General features: G+C 68.3%; 9 protein-coding genes, 2 tRNA genes and 2 pseudogenes. 4 read left to right on the top strand and 9 right to left on the bottom strand.

Annotated elements, in window-relative coordinates; all coding sequences use genetic code 11:
- A pseudogene (locus ACQY7V_RS05450) lies at nucleotides 1–86 on the top strand (IS6 family transposase); the annotation flags it as partial.
- A 104-nt stretch (nucleotides 87–190) separates the two neighbouring features.
- On the opposite strand, the pseudogene ACQY7V_RS05445 reads toward ACQY7V_RS05450, so the two are convergent.
- From ACQY7V_RS05445 to ACQY7V_RS05425, 5 genes and pseudogenes are all read right to left on the bottom strand, one after another.
- A pseudogene (locus ACQY7V_RS05445) lies at nucleotides 191–553 on the bottom strand (YbjN domain-containing protein); the annotation flags it as partial.
- Nucleotides 554–680: 127 nt separating this feature from the next.
- Nucleotides 681–756, bottom strand: a tRNA-Ala gene (locus tag ACQY7V_RS05440).
- A 63-nt stretch (nucleotides 757–819) separates the two neighbouring features.
- Entirely contained in the window at nucleotides 820–1,836 is a 1,017-nt protein-coding gene (locus ACQY7V_RS05435; RefSeq protein ID WP_428639253.1) for a hypothetical protein, read from the bottom strand.
- A 147-nt stretch (nucleotides 1,837–1,983) separates the two neighbouring features.
- Nucleotides 1,984–2,745, bottom strand: a complete 762-nt coding sequence (locus ACQY7V_RS05430; protein ID WP_428639251.1) for a GNAT family N-acetyltransferase — start codon at nucleotides 2,743–2,745, stop codon at nucleotides 1,984–1,986.
- Nucleotide 2,746: 1 nt separating this feature from the next.
- Nucleotides 2,747–3,976: a molybdopterin molybdotransferase MoeA gene (locus ACQY7V_RS05425; RefSeq protein ID WP_428639249.1), complete on the bottom strand. Its 1,230-nt coding sequence runs from the start codon at nucleotides 3,974–3,976 to the stop codon at nucleotides 2,747–2,749.
- A gap of 163 nt (nucleotides 3,977–4,139) precedes the next feature.
- Here ACQY7V_RS05425 and ACQY7V_RS05420 point away from each other — a divergent pair, with 163 nt between their 5' ends.
- The 3 genes from ACQY7V_RS05420 (at nucleotide 4,140) to mscL (ending at nucleotide 6,012) form a co-directional block, all read left to right on the top strand.
- Nucleotides 4,140–4,802, top strand: coding sequence for a 5-formyltetrahydrofolate cyclo-ligase (locus ACQY7V_RS05420; protein WP_428639247.1), 663 nt, complete (start codon nucleotides 4,140–4,142; stop codon nucleotides 4,800–4,802).
- Nucleotides 4,803–4,975: 173 nt separating this feature from the next.
- Complete coding sequence (locus tag ACQY7V_RS05415; RefSeq protein ID WP_320835747.1) at nucleotides 4,976–5,626, top strand: SAF domain-containing protein; 651 nt, start codon at nucleotides 4,976–4,978, stop codon at nucleotides 5,624–5,626.
- Complete coding sequence (mscL, locus tag ACQY7V_RS05410) at nucleotides 5,623–6,012, top strand: large conductance mechanosensitive channel protein MscL (protein ID WP_154476162.1); 390 nt, start codon at nucleotides 5,623–5,625, stop codon at nucleotides 6,010–6,012. The genes ACQY7V_RS05415 and mscL overlap by 4 nt, the downstream gene beginning before the upstream one ends.
- Nucleotides 6,013–6,259: 247 nt before the next feature.
- Here the strand turns inward: mscL and ACQY7V_RS05405 are convergent, their stop codons facing one another.
- From ACQY7V_RS05405 to ACQY7V_RS05390, 4 genes are all read right to left on the bottom strand, one after another.
- Nucleotides 6,260–6,448, bottom strand: coding sequence for a toxin (locus tag ACQY7V_RS05405; RefSeq protein WP_235361443.1), 189 nt, complete (start codon nucleotides 6,446–6,448; stop codon nucleotides 6,260–6,262).
- 125 nt (nucleotides 6,449–6,573) lie between these two features.
- Nucleotides 6,574–10,749, bottom strand: coding sequence for a prevent-host-death family protein (locus tag ACQY7V_RS05400; protein ID WP_320835746.1), 4,176 nt, complete (start codon nucleotides 10,747–10,749; stop codon nucleotides 6,574–6,576).
- A gap of 562 nt (nucleotides 10,750–11,311) precedes the next feature.
- Nucleotides 11,312–11,384: transfer RNA gene (locus tag ACQY7V_RS05395), tRNA-Arg, on the bottom strand.
- 67 nt (nucleotides 11,385–11,451) lie between these two features.
- Nucleotides 11,452–12,384, bottom strand: coding sequence for a universal stress protein (locus ACQY7V_RS05390; RefSeq protein ID WP_428639244.1), 933 nt, complete (start codon nucleotides 12,382–12,384; stop codon nucleotides 11,452–11,454).
- Between the last annotated feature and the right edge of the window lie 485 nt (nucleotides 12,385–12,869).

Below are 12,869 nucleotides of genomic sequence, written 5' to 3'. Positions count from 1 at the left end.
TTGTGGAGAGAGCTTTTGGCATTGGGCCCTCGGCGCTGACGGAGGCCATGGGCATGCTCAACCACCATTTCGCAGCAGCCGCCTGATCGGCGCAGAGCGACAGCCTACCTCTGACTGCCGCCAATCTTTGCAACAGAGCCTGCATGAACATTCTCGTGCTGGTAACAGCAAACGCCATCTGGTCGGTGAGTTGAGCACGAGTAACACCCCTACCCAGATTAACCGCGAGTTCGGAGACGATACGGACCTCACCGTCATCGGTGATGTGGGAAATAATCTTCGGCGCAACCGTGTTTTGATGCCATGACTCGATGAACGAGCTGATTTCTTCACTGTTGTTCGCTGAAAAGTGCCGGACGGGGAAGCCGTAGATACACAGGATATGTTCGTGTTCGCCGTCGAGGATGAATTTGAAGTGGGTATCGTCAAGATAAGCTCTGACATCACCGCTGTCATCAACAAAGCAGGTAATGCCGTCAGATTGTAGTTGCTGCGCTATCAGCTCGCGGGTGATTGGCAGTAATTCTTGATCCAGATTAGAGTCTTCACTCAATGTGCAAACCTACAATCAAACAAGCTTTCCAGTGGCAAAACCCAAATAGGGAGCTTCGTTGTAAGGTGAACCAACTATTACACGAAGAAGCACCCTGCGAGTAATTGTATTACTTACAGGGTGCTAATGGTGGAGCTAGGGGGATTCGAACCCCCGACCTTCTCATTGCGAACGAGACGCGCTACCAACTGCGCCATAGCCCCAAGTGCCCGACCAGCATAACACCCTCGGACGGGCGCATGAAAATCGAGGTCGGGCGACCTTCGTCACTGCGCCCGGCGCGCCTCCAAGACCGCGTCCAGGTCGAAGGCGAAACCGGCGTCCGAGGCGACGTCGGCGGTGGAGCGCGCGGCCTTCATCTCAGAGACCGCCAAGGGGCGCGCGGGGACCAGCGCGTCGACTCTCGGGATGCCGCGCAGGTCGGTGTCGGAGTGGACGACCCGGCCCGCGACGCGCCCGCGCATCGCGTAGGTCGGGGCGGGCACCGAGGCGACGGACCAGGTGCGGCGCTCGACGGAGGCGGAAGCGGCGAGCGGGTCCTCAGCGTCTTCGGCTCCGGCGACCACAACGGGTTCTTCGGCTCGCGGGGCCTCATCGCCGAGGGCGGGGGTCTCGAGCGGAGCCGGGCCCTCGGCCGGGGCTTCTGCCGCAGACCCGGCGCCGGCGGCATCGGAGGAGTCGCGATCGGAGTGACGGGGGCGGCGCGCAGGAGCCCTGCCCGCGTGTTCGCGGAGCTCGGCGAGGAGCTCGAGCTCGGCCGCATCGGCCTTGTGGGAGCGCACGGCGGCGAGGCGCGAAGCCGTCAGGGCGAGGGCGAGAAGGACTCCGGGGATCAGGGTCCAGAACCAGGCCAGGGCCGTCAGCGCCGCGACGATCCCCACGACGGCGGTCGCCAGGGCGAGGATCGCGGACATGAGCAGTCGCCTGCGGCCGGCCGCGGCCTCGACGGAAAGCCTCGCAGCTCGCCGGGCGCGGAGGCGGGCGATCTCATGGACGGATTCGACGGCGCGACGCTCGACGCGAACCTCGCGATGATTGAGCGATTGATCCGCCATGTCGCCTCCAGTCGCCTCGGGATGGACTCTGCGTACTGCGAGAAGGGCCCCCGAAGACCTCTCGCATTCCGATCTTCGTGCACAGGTGTCGTCCAGGAGGCGCAGGCGCTGCGAATAGCGGTCGCCCTCGCGCGTCTCCATCATCGCGGTCCTGCGTGCGACGAGCAGCGGGATGGTTCCGAACAGCGTGAACGCTGCCGCGATGATGACGATGCCTCCGAAGTCCACGGTCCCACGCTATGCGTTCGCGCAGGCATTGCGCGCGCGGCCCGCGGCGCGTGTTGAATATCGCGAAAGCACTCCCCACCACATGTTTCACATTCGCCACAGCTGCCCCATGCGCCCCAATTCGGGGCTGTCCCCGCTAACGGGCGATCAGCCCCCGGACCCCTCGAGTCGGGCGAGGACCCCGCCTTCGGGCAAGGACTCCGCATCGACCGAGAAGACGACATGATCCGCCCACGCGCCCGCGATGTGCATGAAACGAGGACGGATCCCCTCGCGATGAAGCCCGAGCCTGCGGCACACTCCGAGCGAAGGGGCGTTCTGCGGACGAACCGCCACCTCCAGTCGATGCAGCCCGAGCTCCCCGATCACGAGATCGACGACGAGCGCCGCGCACAAAGACCCCAGACCACGACCCGCCCAGCTCTCGGCCAGCCAATACCCCAGCATTCCCTGCGACATCGCGCCGCGCACCACATTGGACACCGTGAACTGACCCGCCACGGCCTCATCCACCCGGACCGCCATCACCAGGGCGCGTCCACCGCGCTGATCCCGATCCGTCGAGCGCGCATACTGCCAGACATCGGGAAGCGCCTCGCCCGAACCGGTGGGCAAGGTCGCCTCCCACGGCGCCAGGAAATCCGCGTTCTCACGCCGCAGCGCGTCCAGGACCAGGTGATCCCTCCCCCATGCCGGACTCAGAGTCACGCATCGAGGACGCGCCCGGGCTTCGGCGCTCCCCGCGGGGAGGACGCGCGCCCCGCCCTCGGCGCTCGAAGGAGGCACAGAAGCCGCGACGGCGCGCATGAGGCCGCGCCCCACCGGATCGCGCACCTCGAGAAGGAGATCGGGCAAACGCCTCCCCCAGACCCTCGCGAAGGGACGGACGAGCGGCAGTGCGGCGCTCACGTCACTCCAGCACCAGGCACTGCAGCATGTCGCCGGCCTTCACATTCGTCGTCGCCTCGGGCACGATCGCCAGCGCGTTCGACTCCGCGAGCGCCGAGAGGAGCAAAGAGGCCGGGGCGCCCATCACCTTCGCCTGATAACCCGACTTCGGCTCACCCACCAGACGAACCCGGACGAATTCACGGCGCCCCCTGGGCGAATACCACGACCGGTCCACGGCGGCGCGCACCGAGGGGCGCGTCAGCTGCACCCACCCCTGCATATGCCGCAGAGCCGGCCGCACGAAGACCTCGAAGCACACCTGGGCCGAGACCGGATCGCCCGGGAGGCAGAAGATCGGCGTCCCGCCCTCGCCCGAAGCGTCCCCGCCCACCGTGCCGACGCCGAGGATGTGCCCCGGCCAAGCGGCCACATTGTCGAAACGGACCGTGCCGAGCACCGAAAGGACCTCGCGGACCGTATCGCCCGAACCGTAGGAGATGCCGCCGGTCGTCAAGATGAGATCCGCGCGGACGAGCTGATCCTCGATGGTCTCGCGCAGGACCGAACGCTCATCGGGCACCGCGGCGACGCGGAAGGTCTGCGCGCCCGCATCCGAGATCGCCGTCGACAGGGCGTGACCGTTCGCGTCGAAAACCGTGCCCGGGCGGGCCTGGCGGCCCGGCTCCACGATCTCGTCGCCGATGGAGAGGATCACGACGCGCGGCCGGGGGTGCACGAGCACCCGCGAGCGCCCGACCCCTGCCAGAAGCGCGACCTGACGGGCCCCCACACGCGTCCCCTTGCGGAGAACGACCTCGCCCTCGGCGACGTCCTCCGCACGACGGCGGATGTTCTCCCCCACCGCGGGCTGCGTCTTCGCGTTCACCCGCGCCACACCGCGATCCGTGAAATCCAAAGCAAGGACGCAATCCGCGCCCGCCGGCATCGGCGCACCCGAGGCGATGCGGATCGCCGTCCCGGGGACCAGGGCCGCAGGGTTCACATCGCCGGCGCGGATCTCCTCAGTGACCGCCAGCTCGACGAGGGCGTCCGGGCGCGCGCCGGCCAGGTCCTCGGAGCGGACCGCATAGCCGTCGCAAGCCGCCAAGTCGGCGATCGGCAAGTCGAAGGGCGCCTCGACATCCTCGGCGAGGACGCAGGACACGGCGTCCGCCAACTGCACGTCCAAGGGCGGCTGCTGCGATACCGCCGCCAAGCAATCCTGGTAGAACTCCGCAACCGTCCGCATCAGACCTCTCCCCCTGCACTGCGAAGGAACCCGCCCACTCGCGGTCCCGCCCGCTCATCGTCGAGGACCGCCGCGCGCGACGCCCCCGCACGGAGCGCATGCGCAGACCGGCCCTTCCTATCTGCCATGATGACCACAGTAGCGACTGAAGGCGGGAAAACGCGTGAACGACGAGGGCAAGAGGCGCATCAGGGCCGCCGCGCGCGCCCGGCGGCGCGCACGCCTCGAACAGCCTCCCGCCCACTCGCGCCCCGATGAGCGCGCATCGAAGGAGGAAGCTCGCGGCCTCCTCGACGCCTGGCTCGCGCTGATCGAGCACTACGGCCCGGCTCGCCCGATCCTCCCGGCGCTGTTCCTCCCCACTGCGAGCGAACCCGATATCCGCCTCATCCTCGATTCGGGCCCCTGCATCGTGCCCGCGCTCGTCGATCCTTCGGGCGCCCCGCTGACTGACCCCGATTGGATGCCCCACCCGGACGAAGTGGCCCGCGACCCTTCGCTCCCTCACTCGCAGGAGTCCGCTCCCGAAGGGGCGCGACGAGGACCCCGATCCCTCCCCTCGCGCCTCCTCGGGCCCGAAGCCCTCGCGAAGGCGGACATCATCGCCGTTCCCGCCCTCAGCGTGGACGCCCGGGGGACCCGCATCGGTCAAGGAGGAGGCTGGTACGACCGCGCCCTCCTGCACGCCCCTCCCTCGACCCCCCGGGTCGGCGTCCTCTTCGATGAAGACTTCACCTCCTCCCCACTGCCCCGCATGCCGCACGATCAAAGGGTGAACGCCATCCTCACACCGCGCGGCTACAGGATTCTCCGCCCTCGCGACTGACGGGCCATGCCGGGCCGCGGGCTCGGACCGGCCGGGCCTCCTCCACGCGGCCCGCCCTCGGCCCCCGTCCACACGCACGCGCATCCACACGAAGCGGCCCCGGCGGAGCGCCATCCACAGATGAGCGCCCCCCGATCCCGCGCGGATCCGCGAAACGCGATCGAATGCCGGGCATGACACTCATGCGCGCATGGCCGAAGCTCCGCCTCATCCTCATCCTGATCGCCTGCCTCAGCTCCGCAACGGCGCTCGTCCTCCTCCTGCGCCCCGCACCCGGCACGCCCGCCCTGGTCCTCACCCGCGACATCGCGCGCGGCGAGGCCCTCAGCGCCTCCCATGTCCGAGAGGTGCGCCTCCCGTCGGAAGCCGTTGCCCAGGACCTCATCCCCGTCGACGCGCCCCTGCCCTCCCGATGGCCCGGGGAGCGGGCCCTCGCAGGAACCGTGCTCAGTGAATCCGTCCTCGCCGGATCCGCTCTGGGACGCAGCCTCCGACCCGATGAAAGCCTCATCTCGATCACGTTGGATTCGACACACATCCCTCCCCTGGAAGCCGGGGATCACGTGGATTTATGGGGTTTCCCCGAAACTTGTGACGCAACTAGCTGCGACGCGCAGCGAATCGCGAGTTCAGGACGAATATCCTCGGTTGCAGTGGACGAGGCCCCGGCATGGGGCTCGGCCCCCATCGCCAGGATCGATCTGATCGTCGATTCGGCGCACACCGAAGCGGTCCTGGGTCACGCTGGGACTGGAACTCTCAGCCTCGCGCTCGCCCCGCTCCCATCGGAGCCGTCGAGCGACCAACACAGGAGAACGCAATGATCAAGGGCTTCAAAGACTTCATCAGCAACGGCAACGTCCTCGACCTCGCCGTCGCCGTCATCATCGGCGCGGCCTTCAAGCCGATCGTCGACGCCATCACCAACGTCATCATGGGCGTCATCGGCGCCCTCGTCGGCCAGCCGAATTTCGACTCCGTCCTCCAGTTCACGATCAACGGCTCGGATCCGATCCAGCCCGGCACCATCATCACCGCCCTCGTGAACTTCCTCCTCATCGCCGCCGCCGTCTACTTCGCGATCGTCCTGCCGATGAACAAGCTCAAGGAACGCAAGGCCGCCGAGGAAGCCGAAGAGGAAGAAGAGCCTTCGGAGGACGTCAAGCTCCTCACCGAGATCCGCGACCTCCTCGCATCCAAGAACGCCTGACCCCGCAGCCCCGAAGGGGAAGCGCGGAGTCACGAGCCCCGGGCAGCCGACCTCCGGCCGCCCGGGGCTCTTTGACGCCCGCGACCAGCGCGAAGACCCGAAAGGGAAGGCGCGGCACGATGAGAAGGGCGCAACCGGGACCGGACTCGGAATCAGGCTCAGGCCCGCTCGGGCTCAGGCTCGGAACCCGGCTCGGGCTCGGAATCAAGCTCGGCCCCGGGCCGGATTCCCGCTCCGTTCGGCCGCCCTAAGCGCGCGGCTGCCAATGGGGCGGCACATCGTCCAGCAGACGCCGATCATTCGCCCCGTCCCCGCGATCAGGGGTATCGCGCATCGCCCCCGGCCAGGCGTCCTCTTCGCGCACGCGGTCCTCCCACGACGGCGCGATCCCCTGGGCGATCAGGCGACGATCGACCTCGGACACGTAGGTCGCCACGCGGCGGGGCCGCTTCCGAGCGGCACCGGCGGAAGAAGACCCGGCAGCGCCCCGCCCGGACCCAGCGGAGCCGCGCTCGACGGAACCGGCAGCCCCGCCCTCGTGACTTTCAATGCCCGGACGAGTCACTTCGCATCGCCCTGCGCCGCCGAGGTCCGACGAACGACATGACCGAGCACCGCATCGGACTGGAAGCCCCGACGGGTGATCCCCAAAGCGTTGCGCAGCTCCTCGACGGTCTCCTCGAAGCTCCTGGACACGCCGTCCGAAGCCACCCAGAGCGCCATCTCATCCAGCTGATCATCCGAGTAAGCCGCCAGAGGCAAGCCCTTCGCGATCGCCGGGCGCGGACCGCGTTCACGAGGCGCCGAAGCCGCACCGCCCTCGTCGAAGGGCCCCGAGAGCATCAACCCCGCACCCGAAGACGCGGCATCCGCCGCAGAATGCCCCTCCGACGCCTCAGTCACGACCTCGAACATGCCCGTGACGAGCTCATCGGCCCGCTCGCGCGCCTGCGAAGTCGACGCCACCAACTCATCGAGTCCCGGATCGGGCACGACGATCCTCTCAAGATCCGGCGCGAAGTCCTCGATCTCAGGGACCTCGACACCCGGACCCCCCTCCGCCGATCCGTTCACCTCATCGACCGCATCGAGCACGAGACCGACGATCGTCTCCGCCTCCTTGCCCGGATCGATGAACACGGCCATCGAAAGAGCCGTATGGACCTTCCAGCCCTGGGCCTCGAGCATCGCGGGCCACATGCGGTCGCGGACGCGCAAAGACGGCTCGCACACGTAGGCGTCGTCGTCGGTCAGCACCGCGACCAGCAGGCGCCCCGGCACCTCGGGATGCCCGATCGCCAAGGGGATCCGCATACCGCCGGGGATCCCGACATTCGCGACGACCTCGAGCCCCATGCCGTACAGGCGGTCCGCAAGATCGACCAGGAGCCGGTCGGGAGCGGCCTCCAGAACGGGCCACCCGCCGTTGCCGACGCCGGACTGGCCCTCACCGACCTCGAGAAGGTCCGCGAGCATGACCGCGCCCTCCGTCGTCAGGCGCGAACGGTCGATGTCATGCGGCCGCAAAGAGGAGACGAGGGTCAGATCCCCCCGGATCGCGCGCAGGACATCGGACATCGTGCGCGCGCCCGCGGAGGTCGAGAACTCGCCGAAGTCATGGATGACCCGGCCGTGCGGAGTCTTCGCGTAGCCGACCGACACGATGACGCGATCCCGGCTCAGCCCGCGCGCGCCTTGCGGATCGACCACGGTGAAGGGCTGGGCGTTCGTCGCATCGAAGAAGGACGCGAGTCCCGGCTCGCTCGCCCGCGTGCGTTGAATCGCCTGACGGATCCTCTCAGCATGACGCGCATTGAGGGCGATCACTCCGAGCGAGCGTTCGGGCTGCTCGACCGCGTGCGCGACGACGAGATCGACGACGGCCTCGACCTCCGTGGACGTGGACTCCACGCCGGCGGCGCCCGGAGCGGGCATTCCCGTCCCCTCGCACCAGTGCGCCGTGACGGGGGCGCTCGCCGCGGTGTACGGGACCGGAACGCCCGTGTGATCCACTCCGTGGCGCGCGAGCAGCAGGGCCACCTGATCGTTGAGCAGTGCGGGAGCCACGTCCATCTTCCGCCGGGGCAGCACCGCGGCGAGAGCCGCATTCGGGCCCTCGCCGGAGGCCGCGGAAAGATCGGCGAGGACGACGACCTGGCGGGCCCTCGCGATGATCGGCACGAGCTCCGCCAGGGGCAGCGCCTCGACGTCATCGAGAATGAGCAGGTCGACCTTGTGGCCCGGGCGCACGAGTGAGGGCACGAGGGTCGGGACGGTGAAGACGATCGGCACGAGGTTCCGCACGAGCGCGACCGAGGTGTACAGCTCGAGCGCGCCGAGAGGGCGTTCGAGCAGGGCGTCCAGGGCATCGACCTGCTCGGGCCGGGTCGCCATCGCCTGGAGGCGCAAGCGCCGCAGCTGCCCGAGCGCCTGCGGAGCCAGGGAGGCCACCTGCTCGGCGTCCAAGTCGCGCCCGGCTTCGAGGGCCTCTTCGAGATGAGCCGGATCGAAGCCCCCCAATCCGGGCTCCTTGGCGAGCATCAGTCCGAGGATCGACGCCCACCATGCGAGATCCATCTCCGCGTCGATGAGCTCCTCATCGACATGGCGGTCCCTCAGATCATTCGCGAGGGCGGACAGGCCGATCTCACCGAGGCGCTTGAGCACGCCGACCCGGCGCGGCAGTTCCTTCGCGCCCTCCGGATCCGCATCCAGCGAATCGAAGAGGGCGCCGAGGGCGCTCACGGGCATCGTCTGGAAGTCGAGCTTCGAGGTCGCGAACACCGGAGCGAGGGCGGACAGGTCCTCTTCGATCGAACGGGTCACGCTCTTCGCCTCGTCGAGGCGCTGCGGAAGCGTCGGCCAGCCGTCCTCCTTCGTCTGCTCGCGCCAGGCCTCGCGACGCCGCTGCACCTTGACCAGTTCGGCGTGCAAGTCGGCGACATGCGTACCCGGGCGGACGAAGTCCTGAGCGCGTTTGACCAGGCGCACGCGTTCGGAGCGCTTCATCGTGATGCCGTGGGCGGCGCGCCACTGCTTCGTGGCGGTCGCGATCACCATGTCCGCTGCGGACTGCTCGAAGATCTGGGGCTGGAAGACGTCGAGCACGTCGCGCACGCCCTCGAAAAGGTCGAGCTGCTCCTTCCACTGCGCGAGCGTGGTGGCGGGAGTAAGACCCGCTTCACCCGCGAGAACGCCCATGCGGACGCGCAGCCGGGGAATCGAATCATGCGAGAGGCGGTGCACGATCGCAAGGGTTTCGGGGACCTGCTCCGGAGAACCGATGACGATCCCCCGCCACGCCTGGGCGCTCGAGCGGGAGAAGACCCCGAGGCCGGCGGCTTCGTGGAGCAGGGCGCGCGCCTTGGCGCCCTGATCCTGCGCGATTCCCAGCAGGACCTCCTCGCGGAAGCGGACCTTCGTCGCAGGAGTCGGATGCGCACTCGTCAGATCCGTCAGCACTTGGAGGGCCTCGAAGGCGGACACCCCGAAAGCGCCGTAGGGGCGGTGCAGCGCCTCGGTGTAGTTCGACAAGCGCGAGCGCAGGTCGCGCAGGCGCGTCCGCATCTCGTCGACCTCGCGGACGTCGGCGACGACTGAGGTGTCGCTCATCGCGGTGCGCAAGAGGTCGCGCAGTTCTTCACCGGAGGAGGTCGTGCCGTCGATCCGGGCCGCGGCCTCCCCCAGCCCGAGTTCGCGCAGGCGGTCCTCCGCCCTCGTCGTCAGGGAGGGCGAGCCGCCGATGTGCAGGGTCGTCCTGCCCGAGGCCGCGGCGTCGGCCAGGAGAGCGCCGACGAGGGCGGTGTCGTCGGCTCCGTCGGGCAGATCGACGAGGAATGAGCGCCCTTCGGCGACCGCCTCGATGACGTCGAGCTGCCGGGGCGTCAAGTCGCCCGCGCCGCGTTCCTTCCACGGGTCGCGGTCCTTGGGATCGGGGTGCGGGAGAGGCTGATGCACCTGCTCGACCGCGGTGTCATCGCCCGCCAATGCGCGCACGATCGGCGAGGCGAGGAAGTGGCTCGCATCGTCGTACTCGCGCTTGAGGCCGGATGCCGGATGCTCGAAGATGCCGAGGACGAGTTCGTCGCGGAGCTCGAAGCGCTCGAGGACCGCGCCCTGCGCGCGCAGAGCCGCCAGTGCGGAAGAGGAGGAGAAGCCGTGGATCGTCGTCGCCCGTGCGACGAGTTCCTCGGCCTCGAGGGCGACGCCCGCGCGCGTCAGCGCCGCCGACAGGCGCGGATCCAGGGTGAAACCCGGCAGGAGGGTGATCGTCACGTCCCCGGAGTTCTCAGTGAGGCGCGCGGACCGCAGCAGAGCCGCCGAGTTCTGAACCACGCCATCGACCATCCAGCGGGCCGAGCCGATCGACATGTGGATCGTCCCCACTCCGTGGCGGGCCGCGAGTTCATTGGACCTGGCGAGGATCGTGCGCGCGCGTTCGACTGCGCGCTGGTGGGCGCTCGGCTCCCTCACGAGCAGGGAGAGACGGGTCGGGTGATCCGTGTACAGCTGCGCGAGCCCGCCGGGGTGGGCTTGGTTGATCGTCAGACGCGGTGCATCCTCACCGTCGATCCGGGTGAGCCGGGCGAGGTCCGAGTTCCATTCGGCGAGCTGCTTCTCGAGCCTCGAATCGGGCTTCAGCGGGGGGAAGGGCACCGCAGTCGGCGTCGGCTCCTGCGCGGTCGACTCCCGCTCGGAGTCGCCGCGCGGATTTCGAGAGAAGAATCCATTGGCCACTCTCCCACGGTAGCGGCCGAAGCTGCCTCGGTTCGGGATGCATCGCCGCGAGGCCCCGTCTTCGACTCCGCCGCTCGGGTCCCGGCGCAGCGCCTAAGGGGTGACCGGTCTCGCCGGACGATTCGTTTGCCCTGCGCGGGGCGAAAGCCGGGGCGCCGGGAAGACGGGGCGACGCGGATGCCGGGCACAGCGCGAATGCCTGTCAGTCGGCGGAGCGGGCGCAACGGGCGATCGGGCAACCGGCAAAGCCCTCACGACGGACAAGCGGGCAAAGCCCTCACGACGGGCAGTCGAGCACGGCCATGCCGCTATCCATCCAGAGTTCGAGCGCTTCCTGCGTGATCTCGTTCAAATCGACCTCCCGAGTAAGGGGAGGCCGTCCTGGGCAGCCGATTCTCGGGTACGGCGCTCACATGCAGGACGACCTCCAGGAGGTCGCTCGGAGCCCGGTAGGGGTCTGTTCTCGGGGCAAAGCGGTGGGTTAAGTGGTGGGTTCGGGGTTCTGAGCGCTTCTGCGCCTCAGAACCCCAAACCGTTTACCCTGGTGAGCCAGGGTTTCACGTGCCCCCGAGACGATTCGAACGTCCGACACCCGCTTTAGGAGAGCGGTGCTCTATCCCCTGAGCTACGAGGGCCCGCTCGATCCAGGATCGAGCGGGCCCCACTCTACCAGGCTCGGCGGCCCGCAAGCACCCGGCGCCGTCAGCGCCGTTCCCAGTTCGGAGGAGCCGCCGACTCGGCCTGCCCCAGATGATCCGAGGGGACGATCATCACCGGGCACGTGGAATGGCTCAGCACCGTCTGAGAGGTCGAACCGAGCAGGACGCCCGCAAGGCCGCCCCTCGCCCTCGTGCCGACGACGACCAGATCGACCGCCGTCGAGAACTCGATGAGGAGCGAGGCCGGCGAACCGTCAAGGGCATGACGCGCCACCTCGATGTCCCGCCCGTCCAGCGCATGGTCGATCGCGACCCCCATCCCCTTGCGCACGTCCTTGAGTATGGCCGAATGATCGACGCCCGAGGGCGCCCAGGTCATCATCGAGGTGCCCGTCGCGATCGGCACCGCCGATACGGCCGTCAGACGAGCATCCCAGATCTCGGCCTCGTCAATGGCCCGGCGCAGGCCGGAGGAGGGGACGTCCGAACCGTCCACGCCGACGACGATCCGCTCGATCGGCATGAACTTCTTCCCCGAGGTGTGGCGCGGAACGATGACGACCGGGCACTTCGCATGTGCGGGCAGCGCTGAGGAAACGGTCCCCAGCAGGCGATCGGCGAAGGATCCGCCCCCGCGCGAACCGACGACGACCATGTCGACCTCGGCCGACATCTCGACGAGCACCGCCGCGGGATCACCGGGTTCGATCGAGCTGGAGATGCGGACGTCGCCCCGGTTCTTCGCGATCTCGACGGCCTCATCGACGACCTGTTTCGCCCCTCGTTTCAGGGCTTCATCATCGAGGACGGCATAGCCCCCGTCGAGCGCGGCGGCCGAGTACGACGCGAGGGCGTAGGTGCACAGGACGTGCACGCGCACTCCTGTTCTCAGCGCCCGATCGGTCGCCCATTTGACCGCGGCGAGGCTCTCCGTCGAGCCGTCGACGCCGACAAGAATGACTTCGGTGGAACCCATGATGGCCTCCTCGTGATGTAGCTCACTCCTATTGTGCCTCATCTCGACCGTTTCAGTCAGGAGAACCTGTCCACGACATCAACCCATTCATGCAAGAGCGCCGAGGCGGCCGGGCACTCAGGGCCGGAGTGCGGCAGGGCGGCAACAACTCGGACACCAACCCCAACCACCGCACTACGAGACGACACCAACTCGGACACCAACCCCAACCACCGCGCAACGACCCGACAACAAGTCGAACATCGGGCGGAGCCGAATCTGCGAATGCCCAGGTGAGTCTCGATGAATCGGACTCAATCCGTCACTGCTGTCCGAGTTGTCGCCACAAGCCCAAGAACGCACGTCCGAGTTGTCGCCACAAACCCGAAAGCCCATGTCCGACTTGTCGCCACCCGCCCGACACCGACTGTCCGATTTGTCACCAGCCGCCCCAGACCCGACGGCCCCAGCAGGTCCCGAAGACCGCCCCGAATGCACGAACAGCA

It is taken from the genome of Schaalia sp., from assembly GCF_050312375.1.
Classification (GTDB): domain Bacteria; phylum Actinomycetota; class Actinomycetes; order Actinomycetales; family Actinomycetaceae; genus Pauljensenia; species Pauljensenia hyovaginalis.
This window is presented reverse-complemented; position numbering and strand designations above follow the sequence as displayed.

What these genes read in the sequence shown, in the direction of transcription:
- ACQY7V_RS05390 (WP_428639244.1), bottom strand. Translation starts at nt 12,384, where the DNA reads ATGGGTTCCACCGAAGTCATTCTTGTCGGCGTCGACGGCTCGACGGAG.
- mscL (WP_154476162.1), top strand. Translation starts at nt 5,623, where the DNA reads ATGATCAAGGGCTTCAAAGACTTCATCAGCAACGGCAACGTCCTCGAC.
- ACQY7V_RS05425 (WP_428639249.1), bottom strand. Translation starts at nt 3,976, where the DNA reads ATGCGGACGGTTGCGGAGTTCTACCAGGATTGCTTGGCGGCGGTATCG.
- ACQY7V_RS05415 (WP_320835747.1), top strand. Translation starts at nt 4,976, where the DNA reads ATGACACTCATGCGCGCATGGCCGAAGCTCCGCCTCATCCTCATCCTG.